This window comes from Paracoccus broussonetiae (assembly GCF_031854425.1).
Lineage (GTDB): Bacteria > Pseudomonadota > Alphaproteobacteria > Rhodobacterales > Rhodobacteraceae > Paracoccus > Paracoccus broussonetiae.
Genome location: NZ_JAVRQI010000012.1, coordinates 158,721 through 180,017 on the forward strand (window position 1 = coordinate 158,721; position 21,297 = coordinate 180,017).

The window sequence follows — 21,297 nt, forward strand, 5'->3', positions numbered from 1 at the left end:
GGGAGCGTTGAGATTTGTGCCATCTCAGCCTATTCGGGGCTGTCCATCCTGACGCGCAGTGCCACGGATCCCTTGGTGGCCGCGCTCCAGTTGATGCCGATCTGCTTCTTGCTGCTGCCTTGGGCAAGCTGGAACCAGGGCATCTCCATGACCCGCCCGTTCGAAGCCGTCGTGATCGGCCCCGTTGCCACCAGCGACTCGACCCGCTTGGCCCAGCCGTTGAAAGGCAAAGCCACGTCCACCGGCACCAACCAGCGCGACGCCGCCGAGCTTTGGGTAAAGCTGACATCCACGGGGTTCGCGACATAGGTCAGCACGCCGTTGAACATATTCCCTTGGAACTGGATGTTACGCATCCGGGTATAGTCCAGGTTGGCAAAGGTCGTATCGACCTTGTCGATGCGGTTTATCTTGTTGTTCAATGATTTGAATACGTTTCCCAGAACCGCAAGACCATGGATGAAATGGCCGGTGCCATAGGGCTTCACCACCAGCCAGTTGAATCCCAGGCCGGTATCCGATGCAAGAAAGGTGTTCCCGGTGACCGTCAGGCCCCCAAAGGAATACTCGTTGCCCTCGAAATTCGGGCGCGCGTCATGTTCGTTCGTCCACTCGATCGAGCAGTTGTCGATGTAGTTTCCAGTGATGGTCGCCTGCACATTGGGCTGCGTCAGGATCAGCCCGCCAAAGCGGACGCCATTCTGTGCGGCGTCACCCTGAAACCAGTGGTTTCCTTCGATCATGTGTCCACCGCCGCTGGCCACCATGAAGTGACCAAAGCGGATGAAGCGGCTGTGGCGGACCTTGGTATCATTGTTGTTGACGTTCAGCGCGATCGTGGTGCGGTTCTGCGCCAGCTCGCCCATTTCGTTCGACAGGAACTCGCAGCGATCGACCAGCATCCCCTGGCACGCCGTCCCGATCGAGGTGATGCCGCGGTCCTTTGGACGGGTGAAATAGCAATCGCGGAAGCAATTCATCGATCCGTTCTGCGCCAGTATGACGCCGCTGGCATTTCCGTCCAGAAGGAACTCCACATCGTCAAAATTCAACCGGCTCAGTTGTTCCATTTCGGAAAAGTCGAAGGCATAGCGGTAGCGCTCGAAAGTATAGCTGCGCGTGCCCGCCCCGCCATAAAGCGGCTGGGACAGCGTCAGGGTGCTCGCGGCGAGGTTGCGCGCGCGGACATAGACCTCGCGTCCGACACCGTTCCCGATCACGCGCGAACCGATCTCGATGCCCGACACGTTCGAGACAGCAGTCATAACCAGCGGATTTGCCGGATTATATGTCGCCTTGGCCGCGACAGAGCCGGTATTCCAAGCGGTTCCCGGCACGATCGAGATCTGGCCGTTGGTGATGACCCTGCGGTTGGCAAAGCTGCTCAACCCCGGCGCGAATTCCGAGGTCTTGATCGGCTGCGTCAGATGGACCGTCCGCCCGCACAGGTCCAGCGAGCCGTGATCGGTAAAGCCGAACAATGCCTGCAACGCCCGACGCATCCCTTCGGTCTCGTCCCCGAAGGCCGCAGCATAGGTCGGATAGTCGTAGCGGCCTGTCAGCACCAACTTGGCTGCCCGGGGCATCTTCAGCGTGCCGACGAACCGGACCGGAGCGCTCAGGTTCAGGTCTGAGCCGATGTAGTAACTCCCCTCGGGCACCAGAATCTGGCCTGATCCTGCCGCCTGGTTTGCCGCGACAAAGGCCGCACGGTCGTCGACCACACCATTCCCGACCGCGCCGAAGTCCCGGACATCGACCCAGTCGAGCATCCCGGGCACGAAAGCCGCTGTCACGTCCTCGATCACCATGTTCTCGATGCGGATGGCGCCGTTGTTGTCGCCCAGAAGGTCCAGACCGAAATAGCCGAAAGCGGCGTTCCGGCCCCAGGCCATGTCGACGCCCGGCCTGCTGCCACTGCCGACGATGGCTGAAACCTCGACAACTTCGCCGTAATTGGCGACGGTAAAGGTTGGGCCGACCTGCACGACATTGGCAAGGTTCGCCCCGCCCGAGGCAGCAGCAAACCCCGCGATGCGCACCTGGGGGATGTTCCCGGCGATCACCTTCATGCGGGTGGAAACACGCAGATAGATGCCGGGGTTGATCGGCGTCTGCCGCATATGTCGCAGCGACGTCACGTTTTCCGTCTTCAGGATTTCGAGGCAACTCCCGAAATCCTCGTCGGCGGGCACGACCGAGGCATTTGGTTGGGCTGCCCAGGTCGGCGATCCCGCGCTGCCATCGGTGCGTGACCAGAATTGCAAGCCCAGCCGGAATTCGCGCGGCATCAGCGTTTTGCTGCCAACAATGGCGATCGTCATGCCAGTATCTCCCTTTCCCAATCAAGCGAGGCCGGGGCCGCGCGTTCGGGTCAGAAACTGGCAATCTCTTGTTAACGAAGCTTTAACCATGCGCGCGCGGCAACGGGGCCGCGCGCAACAGGAGTGGGATCAGGGCCTTAGTTTGCCGGTTCGGCAACCAGTTCGCCTGCAAGCGCCCGTTCGATCAGCTCGCGGGTTTCCCCGACGCCGTAAAGCGCGATGAAGCCACCGAAGCGCGGCCCCTGATCGGCACCAAGCAGAACCTGGTAAAGCGCTTGGAACCAGTCCTTCATCGGCTCGAAACCATGCTCGCGACCGATGGCAAAGACCATCGTCTGCAGCGCCTCGGCATCGGCTGGCTGATCCCACGCGGCCAGGCGGCCCGCCAGATCCTCCATCGCGCGGCGCTCGATCTCGGTCGGGGCGCGGAAAGTCCGGGTCGGCGCGACGAAATCGTTGAAGTAGCGCACAGCGAATTCGGCTGCGGCATCCATGGCCGGGTTCGTCTCCGGACTCGCCTCGGGCGCGTAGCGGCGGATAAAGCCCCAGAGCCCCGTCTTGTCCTTGGCCCCCGCGACCGAGGCAAGGTTCAGCAGCATCTGGAACGGCACGACCATGTCCGAGGCCGGAACCTCTCCGCCATGGATGTGCCAGACCGGGTTCGCCAATTGCTGTTCGGGCGTCTGGTCGGGATAGGCGCGCAGTTGCTGATGATATTCGTCGACGGCTTTGGGGATCACGTCGAAATGCATCCGCTTGGCGGTCTTCGGCTTCTGATACATGAAATAGGACAGGCTCTCGGTCGCTGCATAGGTCAGCCACTCGTCGATCGACAGGCCATTGCCCTTGGATTTCGAGATCTTCTGCCCATGCTGATCCAGGAACAGCTCATAGGTGAAATGCTCGGGTTTGCGACCGCCAAGGATTTCGCAAATGCCGTCATAGATCGGCGTATTCGTCGAATGATCCTTGCCATACATCTCGAAATCGACGTCCAGCGCGGCCCAGCGGGCACCGAAGTCGGGCTTCCACTGCAGCTTTACCTGACCGCCGGTCACCGGCAGCGTCAGTTCCTGCCCGTCCTCGTCAAAGGTGATGGTGCCGTTTTTCGCGTCGACATGCTTGATCGGAACGTAAAGCACCTTGCCGGTCTTGGGGCTGATCGGCAGGAAACAGGAATAGGTCTGCTGGCGTTCTTCGCGCAGGCTGGCCAGCATGACTTCCATGATGGCGTCGTAGCGTTCGGCCGCCAGCAGAAGCGTGGCGTCAAACTGGCCGGACTTGTAGAACTCGGTCGCGCTGATGAATTCGTATTCAAAGCCGAACGTATCCAGGAAGCGGCGCAGCATCGCGTTGTTGTGGCCACCAAAGCTGTCATATTCGCCGAACGGATCGGGCACCGAGGTCAGCGGTTCCTGCAGGTGTTCGTGCAGCATCTCTTGCTGGGGCACGTTTTCCGGAACCTTGCGCATCCCGTCCATGTCGTCCGAGAAGCAGAACAGCCGCGTGGGGATGTCCGAGATCATCTGGAAGGCGCGACGGATCATCGTCGTGCGCGCAACTTCGCCGAAGGTACCGATATGCGGCAGACCCGAGGGACCATAGCCCGTTTCAAACAGGACATAGCCCTTTTCGGGGTCCTTTTTCTCGTAACGCTTCAACACACGGCGGGCCTCCTCAAAGGGCCAGGCCTTGGATTTCATCGCGGCGTCACGCAGAACGGTCATTTCGGGTCTCCATTGCTGAACCTTCCCCGTATTGAAACCATACCAAATGGTCAATAATTACCCCCGAAACGCAACGGAGTTTTGCCATGGTCGACAACCTGCCCTCTTTCTCGCCCTGTGACGCGCTGGTGGCGGTCATGGTCGGGGTCTCGGCGTCGGACCAGAACCTCCGCACGGCGGAGCTGGTGGCGATCGAGCGCGCGGTGAACCACACGCCGGTCTTCGCGAATTACGACATCGACCGCATCCGGGCGATCTCGCAGACCGTCATCTCTCTGTTCGAGGAAGAGGACGGGCTGGATGCGCTGTTCGGGCTGGTCCGCGACTCGCTTCCCGAAAGGATGTACGAGACCGCCTATCTTCTCGCCTGCGACGTCGCCGCATCCGATGGCCGGCTGGGCGAGGTCGAGGCCGAGATGCTGGCCGAGATTCGCGACCAGCTTGACATTGACCGCCTGCACTCGGTGGCCATCGAATTCGCGACGCGGGCGCGCCACCGCATCCTGTAAGGCTCAGCGAACGACGCTGGCCTGACCTGCCGCGACAGCCGGACCTGCGATCTGCGCGGGTCCGCCGTCAAGCCAGCCCTCGATCATCGCCTGCTGCATGATCTTGGATCGGCGCGTCCAGCTTCTGACGCCTTCGGGCAGTTCGCGCCCCTCGTTTGCGGCCCGGCGTGGTTCATCGCCGGTCAGGATGGTGAAGGCGATCTCGCGCCCATCCGCGGCCTTGGCATAACCCGACAGGTTCGACACGAAGTTCAGCGTCCCGGTCTTGGCAAGGACGGTGATGTCGCTGTCCTTTGCCTGCCCCTTCTCGTCGCGCAGGGGGATGTGCTTCAACAGGTCCCGCAGGCCGTCCCGGTCACCCTCCTTCACCAGAAGTCGCGTCAGCGAGACGGCGGTCAGCCGGTTCTGGGCGGACAGTCCCGAGTGGTCGTGGAATTCGAAATGATCCTCGGGCAGAATGGTGCGCAGCCAATCCTGCATCTGCTGTGCCGAAGCCTGCGGGCTGGCCGCCCCGCTGGCCGAAAGCCCGATCGCCTCGGCGGTCAGGTTGGTCGAATATTTCAACATCCCGCGAATGATCTGGGACAACGGGGCGCTGGACAGCGTCGCGACCTCGGTCCCGTTCGGTGCGGCCTCCTGCACCTCAGGTGTTGGCAGAACCAACCCCTTGGCGCGGCAAAGCGTCTGGAACACGTCACCTGCATAAAGTTCAGGGCGGCGGACGGGCAACCAGCGCGCGCCGGATTTCCCCATCGCGCTGCGCGCCATGGTCCAGCTTTCCTTCTTGCCGCTGCCATCATATGTGAACAGCGGCGAGGCGCGGTCCGCAGCCCCGACGGCGACGGTATAGGACCGCGGCGACTGGCTGCCGCCCCGGGCCTCCAGCATGAACTGCCCGGCTTTCCAGCCCAGATGGACCCGGTTGAAGTTCAGGATCATTCCGGAAATTGCCGGATTATAGGGCAGGTAATCGTCCTGCTCTTCGGCGATGCGGTCGCGGCGCGGCAGCGCGCCACCCCACACAAGGAACCTTTTGGGCGGGGTTCCCTGCCACGCCTTTGCCGTATCGGCGGCAAGCCTGGCCAGCCCGTCGGTATCCAGCAGCGGATCCGCGCCCCCGGCAAGGATCAGGTCGTCGCCGCTGCGCAAAACTCGGGTGACGAAGCGATGGTCCGGCCCCAGCTTTTGCAACGCGTAAAGACTTGTCACCACCTTCAGCGTGCTGGCCGGGGCCATCATCGCATCGGCATGGCGCTCAGCCAGGACAGCCCCCGTTGCGGCATCCATCACCGCGAAGGAAACCTCTCCGCCCAGCTTCGCCTTGGCCACCGCGGCCTCGACATCGAACAGCACCTCCGGCAGCGTCGCCACCGGTGCAACCGCCCCGATCTGGGCCTGCGCGCGCGCCAGCACCGGATACACGACGACCGTGGCCCCCAGACCGGCCAGCAGGCCCCTTCTTGTCAAATTCATCCGTTCCCTCCGGCATCATTCGCCCGGATTGCAGTCGAGGACTGCTTGTTCAACGGCACGTTTATCATGGCCCAAGCCGGCGGGGAACGATCGGCCAACCCGCCTGCATGCATTTCCGGTACACGATTTCGCCATAAAATGCGAGCGGTGCGGGAAAATCTCGCGGGCATCCGCCACCCCGGACGTGCGATGATACCGATCGGCACGCGAGACGCGATCTCGGTCCAGCGGTCCCATTTGTCGAATTGGACCAGATTGTCGGCCCCCATCAGCCAGACGAACCGCACCCCGGGATATAGCCCCTGCAAGGCGGCGATCGTATCCGCGGTCATGCGGGTGCCAAGCCGGGTCTCGATATCGGTGACGCTGACACGGGGATCGCGCAGAACCTGACGGGCCCGCGCAATCCGCTGATCCAGCGGCGCAGGACCGTGCGGCTTAAGCGGGTTGCCGGGGCTGACCAGCCACCAGACCCGGTCCAGACCAAACCGTCGCAGCGCCTCCTCGGTGATGTTGACATGCCCTTCATGCGCGGGGTCGAACGAGCCTCCAAGCAGTCCGATCCGCATTCCTGCGCGCGCGTAAGGCAGCCCCACACGCACCGTTCAGAACAGTCCGTCGATCCGGCCGCGTTCGTCCAGCCCGATCCGCACGGCCGCAGGAACACGCGGAAGGCCGGGCATGGTCATGATGTCGCCGCAGATCGCGACGACGAATCCGGCCCCGGCGGACAGGCGTACCTCGCGCAGCGGGATGGTGAAACCGCTGGGCGCGCCAAGCGCAGAGGGGTCGGCCGAAAAGGAATATTGCGTCTTCGCCATGCAGACCGGCAGAGAGCCATGGCCCGCAGCCTGCCATTCGGCCAGCTTCTCGTGGATCGCGGGAGGTGCCTCGACGTGATCGGCGCGGTAGATGCGCTTGCAGATCGTCTCGATCTTCTGCCACAGCGACATTTCGTCAGGGTAAAGCTTCTCGAAGCGCGCCTCGTCGCCCTCGGCCAGTCGCGCGACGGCACGGGCCAGCTCTTCGGCGCCCTTGCCGCCTTCCGCCCAGTGGCGACACAGGACCGCCTGCACCCCATGCCCCGCGCAATAGTCACGGACGGCCGCGATCTCGGTTTCGGTGTCCGAGGTGAAGTGGTTGATCGCAACGACGACGGGCAGGCCATAGCCGCGCAGGTTCTCGATATGGCGGCCCAGGTTGGCGCAGCCTGCTTCCAGCGCGGGCACGTTTTCGGTCCCCAGATCGGCGCGCGCGACGCCGCCATTCATCTTCAGCGCGCGGACAGTCGCGACCAGCACCACGGCGGCGGGGGAAAGCCCTGCAAGGCGGCACTTGATGTCCAGAAACTTCTGCGCCCCCAGATCCGCGCCGAAACCAGCCTCGGTCACGACGTAATCCGAGGTCGCAAGCGCCGTGCGCGTCGCCACCACCGAATTGCAGCCATGCGCGATATTGGCAAATGGCCCGCCGTGAACCAGCGCTGGGTTGTTCTCAAGGGTCTGGACAAGGTTGGGTTGCAGTGCGTCGCGCAACAACGCCGTCATCGCCCCGTCGGCCTGCAATTCGCGCGCGGTCACGGGCTGGCGGTCGAAGGTCTCGGCAACGATGATCCGCCCCAACCGCGCCTGCAGGTCCGCCAGGTCCGAGGCAAGGCACAGGATCGCCATCACCTCGGACGCCACGGTGATGTCAAAGCCGCTTTCGCGCGGATGTCCGTTCGACGGGCCGCCAAGCGCGACAGTCGTCTGGCGCAGCGCGCGGTCGTTCATGTCGATGACCCGCCGCCAGGTTACGCGCCGCGGATCGATGCGCAGGGCGTTGCCCCAGTGGATATGGTTGTCGATCAATGCGGCGAGCAGGTTGTGCGCGCTGGTGACGGCATGGAAGTCCCCCGTGAAATGCAGGTTCATTTCTTCCATGGGGACGATCTGGGCCATGCCGCCCCCTGCGGCACCGCCTTTCATGCCGAAATTCGGACCAAGGCTGGCTTCGCGGATGCAGATCGTCGCCCGCCGTCCGATCCGGTTCAGCGCATCGCCAAGTCCGACGGTAGTTGTTGTCTTGCCCTCGCCCGCGGGGGTCGGGTTGATCGCGGTGACAAGGACAAGCCTGCCATGGCGATGGCCGTTCAACCTTCCGATGAATTCATGCGTGATCTTGGCCTTGTCATGGCCATAGGGCAGGAAGTCATGCGGGCCCAGCCCAAGCTTGGCCGCGATCTCTCCGATCGGGCGCTTGCGGGCTTCGCGGGCGATTTCGATGTCCGATTTCATGCTGTCCCTCATGGTCAACCTGGCGCGCCGCTGCCTTGCGGACGGCAGCGCGTGGTCGACGTTTCCTTGCTTGGCGTTAACGGGTCAAGAGTGCGCGAAAGCGCCCCATCCATTGGTCCCGTCTCAACCACAGCGCCGAGGACACCCAAAGGGCAATAATGACCCACGCATCGATGCCCAGCCGCAGCAGGAAGCCCATTCCGCCCTCGGGGACGGTCATGTCAAGCGCGTCGCCCCAGATCGACAGAAGAACGCAGGTGACAAAGGACCAAAGCCCGCCGCGCCCGATCTCGGACAGGGCGCGTCCCAACTCGGTATTGGCCATCCATTCGAAGGCTGGCGCCAAAGGCACCGTCACTAGCCAGCTTGCGGCAAGGATCGAGATCAACCGCAAGCCGTCCAGCGACCACTTGTCGATCGAGCCATAGACCAGCTTCAGCATGTCCGCGGCGGGTTTTGCGGGCTCGCCGATCCGCCAGCAAACGATGATCGCCAACCCGAAAAGCAGGATCGAGACGGAAACCCCCGTCAGGACCCCCGACCTTTGCCGCAGCACCGGCATGATCTGGCTGCGGAACGCGCCAAGCGCGACCCCGATGAAGAAGAGAAGCTGCCAACCGAAGGGATTGAACAGCAGGCCCTGCTGTTCTCGCTGGTTCGGGATCAAAGTGTTCAAAGGCCCGGAAAGCCACCAGATTCCGACCGAAACCGCCATCGCGGTGAACGGCATGCGCAGCAGGAAAGGCACGGTGACGGGGGCCGTCAGGATCAGCAGGACATAAAGCGCCAGCACGTCCAGCAGGTTCGGCTGCATCCACATCAGCGCGACCGTCGCGATGTATCCAGCCGGGTTCTCGATGATCCATCGGGCATACTGGAACCAGACGGCGGTGTGGTTCAGCTTCAATTCGAACAACAGCCGCGACAGCAGCGCCAGCAGGACCGCCCCGATGATCAGTGCGAGCCAGACCTCATAGGCACGTTTCAGGAAACGCCATTGCGCGGCCCGGCGCCCCTGCCGCGCCTCGACCTTGATCCAGACCATGCCGACCAGAAAGCCCGACAGCAGCACGAACAGCTCTGCCGCGTCAAAGACGGTGAAATTGGCAAGGGTCAGGTTTCGCATGATGCTGAGCGGCATGTGATCCAGCATGATGCAGACCAGCGCATAGCCGCGCAGCATATCCAGCGTGACGATCCGTTTCATTTCGGCAACTTCGCGAAGATGTCGACCAGGGTCCGGTTCTCAAGCATGGCAAGCTTTTCGGCCTCGGTCAGGAAACTCAGGGCCTCGGCCTGGGTGCCGGCATGGGCAAGCTTTGCTTCGGCCGAGATGGCGTCCAGCCGGCCCGCCGCCGGGCCGGAGGGCGCCCCTGCCCGCAGAAGCGAGGCGACGCGGGCCTGCATGGCCGGATCGCGGCCTACGGCGGCCAGGCCGTCTCGCGGCAGTGTGCCGGCGATGCGGTAATCCAGGGCGTTGGCGGCGGTCAGGATCTCTGGCGGATCGCGCTCTTCGGGCGTGACCAGAAGGCCGTGGCGGCGCGCCCAGCGGCCAAAGACCGGGCTGGCGGACCAGCGCGAGGTCATGGGCGACAGAATCAGTCCCGCCAGAATCGGCGACAACCAGATCAACTGGCCAGGGGAAAGGATCGCCAGCACGATCAAAGTGCCGATCCCCAGCGTCATGTGCAGCGAATGGCGGCGCAGCACCACCGACCATTGGGGCATCTGCCCGGCGCGGACCTGCGCCTCCCACCCGGAATCCCGCCCGCGCAGGATGTCGATGATCTGGCGAGTCTGGATCAGCATCTGAACCGGCGCGATCAGGGCCGAGAGCGTGATCTCGAACAGGGCCGAGGCCAGCAGCCTTGCGCTGCCCCCCGAATTCCGCGCGAGCGGCCGCAGCCAGGCGCGGAAGATGCCAATGAACTTCGGAATCAGCAGGAAGCACATCGCGGCAATGAACAGCCACAGCATCCGTACCGGGTCGAAGGTCGGCCAGTCAGGGAAAAGCTGGTAGGTCTGCGGGAAGTAATCCGGGCGCGACAGCAGCACATTTGCCGACAGCGCCAGTCCCACCAGAAGCATCGCCAGCCAGATCGGCGACATCAGGAAGCCCATGATTCCGATGACGAAATGCGCGCGGCTGACCCAGGTGAACCCGCGCGAGAAGATCAGGCGCGAATGTTGCAGATTGCCTTGCGCCCAACGGCGTTCCCGAACGGCCATGTCCAGCAGCGTGGGCGGGCTGCCCTCGAAGCTTTCGCGCAGGTCGTGGTCCAGCCGCACCTTCCAGCCCGCGCGGCGCATCAGCGCTGCCTCGACGAAGTCATGGCTGAGAATCGTGCCCCCGAAGGGCGGCTTGCCGGGCAGTTCCGGCAACCCGCAGCATTCCGCAAAGGCCTTCACCCGGATGATCGCGTTATGGCCCCAGAAATTGCCGTTATTGCCGGACCAGGCGGCGACGCCGCGCGCGATGGCGGGGCCATAGATGCGACCTGCGAACTGGGTCAGGCGTGCAAAGATCGTCTGGCCTCCGACCAGCATCGGCATGGTCTGGATCAGGCCGACCGCGGGGTCGGCATTCATGCGCGCGGACAATGCCTTGATCGTGGTCGCGCCGACGACGCTGTCGGCGTCCAGCACCACCATCTGGTCATAACGACCGCCCCAGCGAGTGACGAAATCGGCGATGTTGCCAGCCTTGCGCCCCTTGTTGCTGCGTCGCCGCCGATACCAGATCGGAACCGGAGATATGTCTCGTAATCTGCTGATTGCAATCATTTCCTCGAAAACGGCGCTGGGTTGGCGGCTGTCGGACAACACAAAAATTTCAGTCCGGTGGCCCAGCCCCACGCGATACAAGTCGCGCGCCAACGCTGCGAGCAGACCCGCGGTCGCCGCGGCATCCTCGTGATAGACGGGCATCGCCACGGCCAGTCGCGCCTCGTTCTCGCCCTCGGGTGTCGACAGGCGCGGCGCGAGGAAGCCCGCGATCATCGACGCGAACGAAAACCCGACCCAGGTGAAGGTCAGGCCAAACAGGATCAGCAGGACCGTCTGCAGAAAGGTCGGGTTGTCGCCGAAGACGGCGCGCATCTCTCGCAGGCCGGCCCAGGCGATCGCGGCCGCTCCGCCAAACGCCACCAGTCGCGCAAGCATGGTGCGCAGGCTGGGCCAGCCGCTGTCGGGACCGTGCGGGGGCCTGCCGCGGAAATCCTGATCTGGCATCTCCAGATGGGCTTCGGGCGGGGTCGCGGGGCCGCCCGTCAGTTCCAGGTCAAGCGCCGCCCACTCCGCCTCTTCGGACAGGGGCAGGTCAACGCCGCCGTCGGCAGGCGATTGCAGCGGCATCAGCGGTTCGGTCTCGTTCACAATGTCACTCGCGCGTCCAGCGTGCGATCCACGTTTCGCTTAACGGGCCGTCCGGTCCATTCAGAACCGCCGAAAGGTCGGCGGGTTTCGTTCCGTCGGGAATATATTCAAAGGCCAGCCGCATTCGTCCCTGCTCGGGCAGGCGCAGCAGGTAGCTGTGCCCGATGCTGCCGCTTGAAGCGCGGACCTGCGGAACCGGATCGTCGGCCCCGAACAAATCCAGGTCGAAGTCGATGACATAGGTGCGGGCCGTCGCGTTGTTTACCGATTGCCCCGACATCGTCTCCAGCACGCGCGCGATCGGGGCGCTGTCTGGCGGCTCGGGCGAGAAGCTGAGCATATAGTTGAAGTCGTAACGCTCATTCGCCTTCAGCGCGTCGGCAGGCTGCCAGAAGGTGACGATATTGTCGTTGAATTCGTTCTGCACCGGGATCTCGACCAGCGAGACGGTACCTTTGCCCCAGCCATCCTGCGGCGCGATCCAGGCCGAGGGCCGCTTTTCGTAACGCGCCTCGGCATCCTGATAGGCGTCGAAGTTGCGCGCCCGCTGGGCCAGACCAAAGCCCAGCGGGTCCTGGTCCACGAAGGCCGAGACCTGCAGCGTATTGTGCCCCGACAGAACCCGCCACAGGCGCTGCTCGCCCCCCGTCAGCATTTGCAGCCCGTCGCTGTCATGGACCGCCGGCCGATAGTCGTCGACGCGCGTGCGATCCGTCGGACCGAACCAATACATCGAGGTCAGGGGCGCGATGCCGGCATTGGTCATGTCCTGCCGCGGGAACAACGCGACGCGGGTATCAAAGACCGTCTCGGCGCCCGGCGTGACGCGGAATTCATAGGCACCCGCGACCGAACGGCTGTCCAGCAGCGCGTGGATCAGGACCGAGCGTTCCTGACCGCTCGGCTTGTGGATCCAGAAACCGCGGAACAGGGGAAACTCCTCTCCCTCGGCGGTGCCGGTGCCGATCGCCAGCCCGCGGGCCGAAATGCCGTAAAGCGTCCCGCGCGCCACGGCACGGAAATAGCTTGCACCCTGGAATACCGCGAATTCGTCCATCACGTCGGGGCGGTTCAGGGGCGCGCGCAGGCGGAAACCGGAAAACCCCATGTTTCCGATGGTTTCGTAGTCGACGCCGTCGGGAAAAAGCGTCTGATCGAATTCGAACATATGGGGATCGAACTTGACCGGGATGACGATCCCTTCCTCGTCCACCAGGCTGATATCGACCGGCTCGTGGAAGATCGCGCCGGGCGGCAGAAGGTCCAGCGCAAAATCGCGGCTGCCCAGCCAGGGGTCCCGATCGCGACGGAAACGGATGCCACGATACTGGTCATAGGTCAGGTTACCGAAGCTGCCCACCAGGTCCGCATCGCGATAGGCATAGGGATTGGCCGCAAGATCGCGCGCCATGGCCGCCACATCTTCGAAGCCAAAGGGCTTGGGCTTTTCGGGGACCGGCGCCTCGGGCGCTGCGGGAGTCGCCGGAGCCTCTTGTGCGAAGGCCGCGCCAAGGCCCGAGCCGAGCGCCGAGGCGGCCGTCATGGCGGCTCCGGCAGAGATGACGAACTCACGACGATACATTCACTTGTCCCAACTTTAGGTCCATCCCCCTCAGGGTCCGGAAATTCGGTGCGGATTTGGCATTGTGACAACAATCAGGCAAGCCTTTTCGAGACCTGTGGCGAGCCCTTGCCAAATCTTGATCGAATTTTTCCAAATAGAAAAGGCGCGGCAATTCACCGCGCCCATTCCAGCCGACAAGTTTCGACCGTCTTTGGTATCGCTTAGCGATTCAACTCTCGAACGACGCGGCCATTCGGCGCGATTTCGACCAGCACCGGCTCGCCTTCGGGGTTCGTGGCCTGGGCCACCGTGACCCGCCCCTGCTGGAGAATCTGGCCCAGTTCGGTGTAGCCCGCCTCGGTCAGGGTGGAGCGGATGGCATCCGGGGTCAGCGGATCGCCGCCTGCCGGCGGGTTCACGCCGTCCGGGCCGTCACCGGGGCCCATGCGGCCTTCATGGCGCGGGCCCTTGTGGTCCCGGTCGCCGCGGTCATGGTCGCCGTGGTCGCGGCCACCGTCGCGGCGCCAGTGACCACGATCGTCGTCGCGGCCCCGACCGTCGCGGTCGCCGTCATGACGGCGGTGATGGCGATCACCGTCCGGACCCATGCCCGGCCCGTGACCTTCGTCGTCACCACGGCCAAAGCGCATCAGGGTGCCGTCCTCGGCAAAGGCGGCGCGCACCGATTTCGACTTTGCGTCCTGCCCTGCCAGCATGACGCCGCGGTCGCCAAGGAAGATCGCCTCGATCTGCCCCAGTTCGCCGAAGATCTGCTGACCGCGCACGGCCTGCGGCACCAGTCGCTCGACCAGCGCGGACGGCAGCGGCGCGTCATCGCGGCTGCGGATGCCGCGAAGGCCACCCTGCTCGTCCAGCATGATCCCGATCTCGGTGCCGTCCGGCAGCTTGCCGGACACGCGCGAGCCGTGGCGCGACGACTTGCTGGTCAGATCGGTCAGCCCCGCATCGCGCAGCGCCTCGGGCAGCACCACCTGCGCCTGCACACCGGCCTCGGCAGCCTCGGGCTGCTGCGGTGCGGCCTGGGCAAGGACCGGCCCGGCCAGCAGCGACATCAGGGCCGCCGCGGCGACCGATGAGGTGAAATATCTGCTCATGTTTTCATCCTGGTTCTTGTTGTCCATCGGGGCGGATGCGCCCCATGCGAATCACATCTAGCCGGCCTGTCACCAACCGAGTTCCAATGTCCCGTTTGGCTTTCGTTTGGATTTCTCGCAATATGGTCTTCGCATGTTCCGGCTTGCTCCGATACCCGCCCTGATGCGCCCTGCGCTGATCCTTGCCGCGACCGGTCTGGCGCTGCTTGTTCCGCTTGCCGAACTACATGCGGATCCGGATGATCGCGGCTATTCCCGCGATTACGACGACGATACCGAACGCGAGTTCGACTTGCTGGAGCAACCCGGCTTTCGCATCATCCCCTTGCAGGATGCCGTGCGTCGTGCGACCGACCGCTTCCGCGGTCGCCTGATCGCCGCCCGGCTGCGCCCCCCCTATCCCGAGGAGGAGGAGCGCGGGGTTGAACTGGTCCACGAATTGCGGCTGCTGACCCCCCGGCGCGACGTGCTGCTGATCCGTCTGGACGCGCGCACCGGCGACTTTCTGGAGGTTCGCGGCGCGGGCCTTGCCGAGGCCCGCCGCAAGAATGGAGACGATGAATGAGATGCCTGATCGTCGAGGACGACCCTGTCCTTGCGACCCAGCTGGCCCAGGCGCTGGGTGATGGTGGCTTTGCCTGCGACACGGCGGCGGACGGGGAACGCGGCGAATACCTGGGTGCGACGGAAAGCTATGACCTTGCGATCCTTGACCTTGGCCTGCCGGGTCTTCCCGGGATCGAGGTGCTGACCCGCTGGCGCGAGGCGGGCGTCTCGATGCCGGTGCTGATCCTGACCGCACGGGGCGACTGGACCGACAAGGTCGCGGGTTTTCGCGCCGGGGCCGATGACTATGCGGTAAAGCCCTTCCGGCTTGACGAGGTGGTCATCCGCGCCCAGACACTGGTGCGCCGCGCAGCGGGACATGCGCAGGCCGTCATCAAGGCGGGACCGCTGAAGCTGGACAGTCAGCTTGGCGTCATTACGCGCAATGGGATGGCGCTGCGGCTGACCGGGTTCGAAACGCGGATCCTCTCCTATCTTATCCACCACCAGAACCGCATCGTCAGCCGGACCGAACTTTCTGATCACCTGTATGACGCCGCCGCCGACCGCGACTTCAAGTCGATCGAGGTCGTCATCGGCCGCTTGCGCAAGAAGATCGGTGAAGGCCTGATCGAGACGCGGCGCGGCGAAGGCTATGTCCTGCGGGCCCCGGATTGAAACGCCCCCGGTTCTTTCGAGATTCGATCCGGGCGCGGCTGATCGGCCTGTCCGCGCTGCTGATCGGTGCGGCGCTGGTCGCCGGATACCTGACCATTGCCGCCATTCTGGACAGCTTCATCACCGACCGTTTCGACGCGGAATCCGAAGCGGTGGCCGATGCGCTGATCGCCGGGGCTACCGTGGACGACGCGGGTCGTCTGGTCGCGGGGCCTGCACCCACCGACCCGCGCTTTGGCATCCCCCTTTCCGGCTGGTTCTGGCAGATCCAGCAGGATGGCCGCGTCGCCGCGAAATCGGCCTCGCTTTTCGACAACGTCATGACCCCGCCCGAGGCGGATTTCATCGGCGGGGCCGGAACCGGTCCGGGGGGCCAGCCGCTGCGCGTGCTGCGTCATACCTTTACCCTGCCCGACAGCAACTCGGTGATGGCGGTGGTCGTATCGGCCCCGCGCGCGGAAATCGACGAAAGCGTGTCGCGCCTGCGCAGGCCGCTTGCCGTATCCTTGTCCGTGCTGGGGCTGGCTTTGGCGCTGGCCAGCGTGCTGCAGGTCGCGGCGGGGCTGCGCAGCCTGGATAAGCTGGGGCGCGACCTGCGCGCGATCCGTTCGGGCAAGGCCGATCACCTGCCCCTGCCCCCGGTATCGGAACTGCGCCCGGTCGCGTCTGAGATCAACGGCCTGCTGGAGCAGAACCGCCGCGTCCTGTCGCGGACGCGCGAGCATGTCGGGAACCTTGCCCATTCGCTGAAGACGCCGCTTGCGGCGCTGGACAACACCCTGCCCGCCGACCACCCCGGCCACGCGCTGGTCGCACGCATGGACCGCCAGATCGGTTGGCACCTGCGCCGTGCCCGCAGTTCCGGCGCATCACGCGTTCTGGGGCAGCGCACCCCCGTGACACCGGTGGCCGAGGATATCCTGATGGTCCTGCGCGGCCCGATCCGCGACTCCGGTCTGCAAATCGATCTGGACCTGCCCCCCGCGCTGGCCTTTGCCGGAGAGCGGCAGGATCTTGAGGAGATGATGGGCAACCTGATCGAGAACGCGGTGAAATGGGCGAATGCCCAAATCCATATCTCGGGCCGTCCCGATGGCACCGATCGTCTGCTGGTGCGGATCGAGGATGATGGCCCCGGCATGTCGGCCGAGGATCACGCCCTTGCGATTGCGCGGGGTGGCCGGCTGGACGAAAGCGGTCCACCCGGAACGGGGCTGGGGCTGGCAATCGTCGCCGATCTGGCGGCACTGCATGGCGGGCAATTGCGGCTGCAGCGATCTGACCTGGGGGGACTCGCGGCGATCCTGGCTTTGCCTGCCTGAAATATTCGCAGTCCTCCGGTTCCCGGTTTTTTACCATTTGATAAAAAAACGGACCTGTGCCAGCCTGATTCCAACAAAAGAACAAGCAAGCAGGGAGGTCACGCGGATGACCAACAGCCAGCTCACGCCCGGCGTGGTGTCGGGACGTTTGCCAGCATCTTCCTATGCCGAGAATTTCGCGGATGTCGCGCCCCCGCTTGTCGGGAACGAGGCGCGGATCGCGGCGGACAGGTGCTATTTCTGCCATGATGCCCCTTGTGTCACGGCCTGTCCGACCTCGATCGACATTCCGCTGTTCATTCGGCAGATCGCAACCGGAACGCCCGACGCGGCGGCCCGGACCATCTTTCACCAGAACATCCTGGGCGGCATCTGCGCCCGCGTCTGCCCGACCGAGAACCTGTGCGAAGGTTCCTGCGTGCGGATGGAGGCCGAGGGCAAGCCGGTCGAGATTGGCGCGCTCCAGCGCTTTGCCACGGACCATCTGATGGCACAGGATGAGCATCCTTTCCGTCGAGGCCCTGCGACCGGCAAAAGGATCGCAGTCGTGGGGGCCGGTCCCGCCGGGCTTTCCGCCGCGCACCGCCTTGCGGCCAAGGGCAATGACGTTACGCTGTTCGATGCACGGCCGAAGCCGGGCGGCCTGAACGAATATGGGATCGCCAGCTACAAGGCCGTCGACGGCTTCGCCGCGCGCGAGGTAGAATGGCTGATGGGCATCGGTGGCATCACTTTGGAAAGCGGCAAGGCGCTGGGTCGCGACATCACACTCGACGCACTGCGCGAAGGGTTCGATGCGGTGTTCCTTGGGCTGGGCCTGCAAGGCGTGAACGCGCTGGGAGCCGAGGGTGAAGAGCGTGGCAACGTCGGCCATGCCGTCGATTTCATCCGCGATCTGCGCCAGTCCGGCGATCTGTCGAGCCTGCCCATCGGGCGGGATGTGGTCGTGATCGGGGGCGGCATGACCGCGATCGACGCGGCCGTGCAGGCCCGGCTTCTGGGGGCGCAGAACGTCACCATCGTCTATCGCCGCGACCAGTCGCGCATGTCAGCCAGCCGGCACGAACAGGACCATGCCACCCAGTGCGGCGTCCGCATCATCTGCAACGCCGCGCCCGTGAAGGTGCATGGCAATGGCACGGTCAGTGAAGTCGAGTTCATGTATACAAGCGAAGGCCCGAACGGGCTTGAGGATACCGGTCAGCGATTCCGCCTGCCCGCCGATCAGCTGCTTCGCGCCATCGGCCAAAAGCTGGATGGCGCGCCGGCGGACCTGGCCATGTCGGGCGGCAAGATTGCCGTCACCGGGCGTGGCCGCAGTTCCTTGGCCGGTGTCTGGGCCGGGGGCGATTGTGCCGCGGGTGGGGATGATCTGACCGTGACCGCCGTTGCCGAGGGTCGCGATGCAGCCGAGGATATCCACGAGGCGTTGAATGGCCGTGCCTGACGATTCCCTGCTGCTCGGCTTCAGCGCCCCGCTGTTTCGCGATCCGGGCGGGCGGCTCCTGGCCGAGCGGCAGACAATCCTTGGGCTCAAGGCATGGCGTGACAACTTTTCGCACGTCACGGCCTTTTCAATCTGCCATGACGGCCCCGCGCCGCCAGGCTGGCAGGATGTCGAGGCCGAGGGCATCGGCCCCGAGGTCGAGACGGTGCCCCTGCCCAACACCTATCGGTTCAAGACCTTGATGCGCCAGCGGCGCGAACTGTCCGAGTCGATGCGTGTCTTGATGGGAAAGGCGCGCTACCGGACCTTCGCCTATGGCGGCTGGATCGGCGATCCGGGTGAAATCGCGGCATCGGTCGCGCGACGAAACGGGCTGTCTCACGCCATCTGGTTCGACCGTGTCGAATCCCAGGTCGCCCGGACCGAGGCCGGGGCTTCACTGGCGGCCCGCACCAAGGGCAATCTGCGCGCGGCAGTTTTTACCTATCACGAAAATCGGGCCGCGCGCGCTGCCGACCTGACGCTGCTGCATGGCGCGACGGTCTTCGATCATTTCAAGGGCATCGCCCGCAACCCCCACCAGGTCGAGGATATCCACTATACCGAAAGTGACCATGCCCCCGCGGACTTCATCGAGCGCAAGGCCGCCGAAGTCGCCGATGGGGTCCTGAACATTCTTTACTGCGGTCGCGCCGCCGCGATGAAGGGGCCGCTTGACTGGATCCGCACCATCGCCGCGCTGAAGGAACGCGGCATTTCATTCCGCGCCCGCTGGCTTGGCGACGGAGAGATGCTGAACGAGATGCGCGTCGCCGCCGCCCGCGCCGGACTGACCGGGACCGACCTGACGTTCGAGGGGTTCGTCAGCGACCCCGACAAGGTTCGCGAGGCCTATCGCAAGGCAGATCTGCTTCTGTTCTGCCACCTGACCGACGAATCCCCACGCAACCTGATCGAAAGCCTGCTCTCCGCCACGCCGATCATCGGCTATCGCGATCCCTATTCCGCTGGACTGGTAGAGGAAAAGGGCGCGGGCATGCTGGTGCGCCGCGGCGACGTGGCGGGACTGGTCGAAGCCGTCGCCGCACTGGCCACCGACCGCGCGCGCCTTTCCGACTTGATCCGGCGGGCAGGCGCGTCGGCCAGACATCTTACCCAGGCCAATGTCTTCCGCCGCCGCAGTGAAATCATTCGTAGCCAACTGAACCAGCCACGTCGCTGACGTAGCCAGAGAGGGTCACATGTCCAGTCTCAGCACCGAATTCGTGGGGATCAAGTCGCCCAATCCGTTCTGGCTTGCCTCTGCCCCGCCCACCGACAAGGAAATCAACGTCCGCCGGGCCTTTCAGGCCGGTTGGGGCGGCGTCGTGTGGAAGACCCTGGGATCCGAGGGGCCGCCCGTCGTGAACGTGAACGGCCCGCGTTATGGCGTTGTCTATGGTGCCGACCGACGCGTCCTTGGCATCAACAATATCGAACTGATTACCGATCGCCCGCTCGAGGTGAACCTGCGCGAGATCAAGTCCGTCAAGCGCGACTATCCCGACCGCGCGCTGGTCATCAGCCTGATGGTGCCCTGTGACGAGGAAAGCTGGAAGGCAATCCTGAAGCAGGTCGAGGATACCGGTGCCGACGGGGTCGAACTGAACTTCGGCTGTCCCCATGGCATGGCCGAACGCGGCATGGGTTCCGCTGTGGGCCAGGTGCCGGAATATATCGAGATGGTGACACGTTGGGTGAAGCAGCATTCCCGCATGCCCTGCATTGTCAAACTGACCCCGAACATCAGCGATATCCGTAAGCCAGCCGAGGCCGCGATGCGCGGCGGAGCCGATGCGGTCAGCCTGATCAATACGGTGAACTCGATCACCTCGGTCGACCTCGACCTTTTCGCGCCGCAGCCGACCATCGACGGCAAAGGCAGCCACGGCGGCTATTGCGGCCCCGCGGTCAAGCCGATCGCGCTGAACATGGTGGCCGAGATTGCGCGCAACCAGGCGACCCGCGGTCTGCCGATTTCAGGCATCGGGGGCATCACGACCTGGCGCGACGCGGCCGAGTTCATGGCGTTGGGGGCCGGAACCGTGCAGGTCTGCACTGCCGCTATGACCTATGGCTTCAAGGTGGTTCAGGAAATGATCTCCGGCCTGAAGGAGTACCTGGAGGACAAGCAGATCTCGATGTCGGACCTGATCGGACGTGCGGTCCCGAACGTCACCGACTGGCAGTATCTGAACCTGAACTACACCACCAAGGCGGTGATCGATCAGCAGGCCTGCATCGGATGTGGGCGATGCTATGCCGCCTGCGAGGACACGTCGCACCAGGCCATCGCCATGGGCCCGGGCCGCGTCTTCACCGTCAAGGACGATGAATGCGTGGCCTGCAACCTTTGCGTCGATATCTGCCCTGTCGAGAATTGCATCACCATGCGTGAGCTTGCCGTGGGCGAGATGGACCCTCGCACCGGCCGCACCGTCCGGCCCTATGCCAACTGGACGACGCATCAGAACAATCCGATGGCGCAGGCGGCAGAATAAGTCGCCCTGGCCTTCGGCACCCCTTGTTCCCCGTACGGCTTCGCGCTAGTCCCATGCGGTCGGAGGAGTGGCAGAGCGGTTTAATGCACCGGTCTTGAAAACCGACGTGGGGGCAACTCCACCGTGGGTTCGAATCCCACCTCCTCCGCCACTTGGCTTGACAAAACCAATCTCCCCGCAAGGCGGCACTCCTATTTTCTCGTTGTTTTCGAGGGTTATGGCTGTGCGCCGCTTCACGGACGATGATCCGTTAGGCGCGAAATTCGTTCTCCGCTCGCCAATTTCTCCAAAGCTGTTGCCTAAGCCAGTTTCGGTGAAGTGATCTTATCGCTCTGTTTTAGATAGAGAATTTTTCAACACTTCGTCGAGTTCGATCTCTGTCCCAAGCCGACTGGAAGGCA

At 64.1% G+C, this 21,297-nt stretch carries 16 protein-coding genes and 1 tRNA gene; 8 read left to right on the top strand and 9 right to left on the bottom strand.

Annotated features, from left to right (window positions below; all coding sequences use genetic code 11):
* Positions 1-29: 29 nt before the first annotated feature.
* Both RM190_RS16180 and RM190_RS16185 read right to left on the bottom strand, forming a co-directional pair.
* A complete protein-coding gene (locus RM190_RS16180) occupies positions 30-2,324 on the bottom strand; it encodes a glycosyl hydrolase family 28-related protein (RefSeq protein ID WP_311760496.1) in 2,295 nt (764 codons plus the stop codon).
* Positions 2,325-2,461: 137 nt separating this feature from the next.
* Positions 2,462-4,051: a lysine--tRNA ligase gene (locus tag RM190_RS16185; RefSeq protein WP_311760497.1), complete on the bottom strand. Its 1,590-nt coding sequence runs from the start codon at positions 4,049-4,051 to the stop codon at positions 2,462-2,464.
* Between the two features lie 86 nt (positions 4,052-4,137).
* Between RM190_RS16185 and RM190_RS16190 the strand changes: the two genes are divergently transcribed.
* Positions 4,138-4,560 carry a tellurite resistance TerB family protein gene (locus RM190_RS16190; RefSeq protein ID WP_311760498.1) on the top strand — a complete coding sequence of 141 codons (423 nt, stop codon included), beginning with the start codon at positions 4,138-4,140 and terminating at the stop codon, positions 4,558-4,560.
* A gap of 3 nt (positions 4,561-4,563) precedes the next feature.
* On the opposite strand, the gene RM190_RS16195 is transcribed toward RM190_RS16190, so the two are convergent.
* The 7 genes from RM190_RS16195 to RM190_RS16225 all read right to left on the bottom strand — a co-directional run bounded on the left by RM190_RS16195 (position 4,564) and on the right by RM190_RS16225 (position 14,363).
* On the bottom strand, positions 4,564-6,033 hold the full coding sequence (locus RM190_RS16195) for a D-alanyl-D-alanine carboxypeptidase/D-alanyl-D-alanine-endopeptidase (RefSeq protein WP_311760499.1): 1,470 nt from the start codon (positions 6,031-6,033) through the stop codon (positions 4,564-4,566).
* Positions 6,030-6,635: a nicotinate-nucleotide adenylyltransferase gene (locus RM190_RS16200; protein ID WP_311760500.1), complete on the bottom strand. Its 606-nt coding sequence runs from the start codon at positions 6,633-6,635 to the stop codon at positions 6,030-6,032. The genes RM190_RS16195 and RM190_RS16200 overlap by 4 nt, the downstream gene beginning before the upstream one ends.
* 3 nt (positions 6,636-6,638) lie before the next feature.
* Entirely contained in the window at positions 6,639-8,309 is a 1,671-nt protein-coding gene (locus RM190_RS16205; RefSeq protein ID WP_390908535.1) for a formate--tetrahydrofolate ligase, read from the bottom strand.
* Between the two features lie 76 nt (positions 8,310-8,385).
* A complete protein-coding gene (locus RM190_RS16210) occupies positions 8,386-9,516 on the bottom strand; it encodes an OpgC domain-containing protein (protein WP_311760502.1) in 1,131 nt (376 codons plus the stop codon).
* Positions 9,513-11,684, bottom strand: a complete 2,172-nt coding sequence (gene mdoH, locus RM190_RS16215; RefSeq protein ID WP_311760503.1) for a glucans biosynthesis glucosyltransferase MdoH — start codon at positions 11,682-11,684, stop codon at positions 9,513-9,515. The genes RM190_RS16210 and mdoH overlap by 4 nt, the downstream gene beginning before the upstream one ends.
* A gap of 4 nt (positions 11,685-11,688) precedes the next feature.
* Positions 11,689-13,266, bottom strand: coding sequence for a glucan biosynthesis protein (locus tag RM190_RS16220; protein WP_311760504.1), 1,578 nt, complete (start codon positions 13,264-13,266; stop codon positions 11,689-11,691).
* Between the two features lie 203 nt (positions 13,267-13,469).
* The gene (locus RM190_RS16225) at positions 13,470-14,363 is read right to left on the bottom strand and encodes a hypothetical protein (RefSeq protein ID WP_311760505.1); all 894 of its coding nucleotides are present in this window, start codon (positions 14,361-14,363) and stop codon (positions 13,470-13,472) included.
* A gap of 133 nt (positions 14,364-14,496) precedes the next feature.
* Here RM190_RS16225 and RM190_RS16230 point away from each other — a divergent pair, with 133 nt between their 5' ends.
* From RM190_RS16230 to RM190_RS16260, 7 genes are all read left to right on the top strand, one after another.
* The gene (locus tag RM190_RS16230) at positions 14,497-14,928 is read left to right on the top strand and encodes a PepSY domain-containing protein (RefSeq protein ID WP_311760506.1); all 432 of its coding nucleotides are present in this window, start codon (positions 14,497-14,499) and stop codon (positions 14,926-14,928) included.
* A complete protein-coding gene (locus tag RM190_RS16235; RefSeq protein ID WP_311760507.1) occupies positions 14,925-15,587 on the top strand; it encodes a response regulator transcription factor in 663 nt (220 codons plus the stop codon). The genes RM190_RS16230 and RM190_RS16235 overlap by 4 nt, the downstream gene beginning before the upstream one ends.
* A complete protein-coding gene (locus RM190_RS16240) occupies positions 15,584-16,909 on the top strand; it encodes an ATP-binding protein (RefSeq protein WP_311760508.1) in 1,326 nt (441 codons plus the stop codon). Before RM190_RS16235 ends, RM190_RS16240 begins: the two co-directional genes overlap by 4 nt.
* A gap of 106 nt (positions 16,910-17,015) precedes the next feature.
* Entirely contained in the window at positions 17,016-18,356 is a 1,341-nt protein-coding gene (locus RM190_RS16245) for an NAD(P)-dependent oxidoreductase (protein ID WP_311760509.1), read from the top strand.
* Complete coding sequence (locus RM190_RS16250) at positions 18,349-19,578, top strand: glycosyltransferase (RefSeq protein ID WP_311760510.1); 1,230 nt, start codon at positions 18,349-18,351, stop codon at positions 19,576-19,578. The genes RM190_RS16245 and RM190_RS16250 overlap by 8 nt, the downstream gene beginning before the upstream one ends.
* A gap of 19 nt (positions 19,579-19,597) precedes the next feature.
* Positions 19,598-20,896 carry an NAD-dependent dihydropyrimidine dehydrogenase subunit PreA gene (gene preA, locus RM190_RS16255; RefSeq protein ID WP_311760511.1) on the top strand — a complete coding sequence of 433 codons (1,299 nt, stop codon included), beginning with the start codon at positions 19,598-19,600 and terminating at the stop codon, positions 20,894-20,896.
* Between the two features lie 61 nt (positions 20,897-20,957).
* Positions 20,958-21,047: transfer RNA gene (locus RM190_RS16260), tRNA-Ser, on the top strand.
* Positions 21,048-21,297 lie beyond the last annotated feature (250 nt).

What these genes read in the sequence shown, in the direction of transcription:
- RM190_RS16205 (WP_390908535.1), bottom strand. Translation starts at nt 8,309, where the DNA reads ATGAAATCGGACATCGAAATCGCCCGCGAAGCCCGCAAGCGCCCGATC.
- RM190_RS16185 (WP_311760497.1), bottom strand. Translation starts at nt 4,051, where the DNA reads ATGACCGTTCTGCGTGACGCCGCGATGAAATCCAAGGCCTGGCCCTTT.
- RM190_RS16180 (WP_311760496.1), bottom strand. Translation starts at nt 2,324, where the DNA reads ATGACGATCGCCATTGTTGGCAGCAAAACGCTGATGCCGCGCGAATTC.
- RM190_RS16195 (WP_311760499.1), bottom strand. Translation starts at nt 6,033, where the DNA reads ATGAATTTGACAAGAAGGGGCCTGCTGGCCGGTCTGGGGGCCACGGTC.
- RM190_RS16235 (WP_311760507.1), top strand. Translation starts at nt 14,925, where the DNA reads ATGAGATGCCTGATCGTCGAGGACGACCCTGTCCTTGCGACCCAGCTG.
- RM190_RS16190 (WP_311760498.1), top strand. Translation starts at nt 4,138, where the DNA reads ATGGTCGACAACCTGCCCTCTTTCTCGCCCTGTGACGCGCTGGTGGCG.
- RM190_RS16225 (WP_311760505.1), bottom strand. Translation starts at nt 14,363, where the DNA reads ATGAGCAGATATTTCACCTCATCGGTCGCCGCGGCGGCCCTGATGTCG.
- RM190_RS16220 (WP_311760504.1), bottom strand. Translation starts at nt 13,266, where the DNA reads ATGTATCGTCGTGAGTTCGTCATCTCTGCCGGAGCCGCCATGACGGCC.
- RM190_RS16210 (WP_311760502.1), bottom strand. Translation starts at nt 9,516, where the DNA reads ATGAAACGGATCGTCACGCTGGATATGCTGCGCGGCTATGCGCTGGTC.
- RM190_RS16230 (WP_311760506.1), top strand. Translation starts at nt 14,497, where the DNA reads ATGTTCCGGCTTGCTCCGATACCCGCCCTGATGCGCCCTGCGCTGATC.
- preA (WP_311760511.1), top strand. Translation starts at nt 19,598, where the DNA reads ATGTCCAGTCTCAGCACCGAATTCGTGGGGATCAAGTCGCCCAATCCG.
- RM190_RS16245 (WP_311760509.1), top strand. Translation starts at nt 17,016, where the DNA reads ATGACCAACAGCCAGCTCACGCCCGGCGTGGTGTCGGGACGTTTGCCA.